Here is a 249-nt window from a genome sequence, read left to right as displayed (position 1 = left end):
GACTTACTACCGTCACACTGGCTACCCAGGCGGTATCTACGAAACTAATTTCCAGAAAATGCAAGCGCGTTTTCCAGGCCGTGCACTCGAGAAGGCAGTTAAAGGCATGTTGCCTAAAGGCCCACTCGGTTACGCGATGATCAAGAAGCTGAAAGTGTACGCTGAGGCAACTCATCCGCACACTGCGCAGCAACCTCAAGTACTCGACATCTAAGGATTAGCCATGATCGGTAATTACAACTACGGTAC

1 protein-coding gene is annotated in these 249 nt (G+C 49.8%); it reads left to right on the top strand.

Going from position 1 to position 249, the window contains the following annotated elements; all coding sequences use genetic code 11:
• The coding region (locus tag QN347_RS20570; RefSeq protein ID WP_323494514.1) for an uL13 family ribosomal protein at positions 1–214 on the top strand (214 nt) is incomplete at its 5' end.
• Between the last annotated feature and the right edge of the window lie 35 nt (positions 215–249).

Origin of the sequence: Sphingomonas sp. 10B4 (assembly GCF_035019905.1) — a bacterium.
Classification (GTDB): domain Bacteria; phylum Pseudomonadota; class Alphaproteobacteria; order Sphingomonadales; family Sphingomonadaceae; genus Sphingomonas; species Sphingomonas glacialis.
Note: the sequence above shows the minus strand (reverse complement) of the source record. Positions and strands in the feature narration are given on the sequence as shown.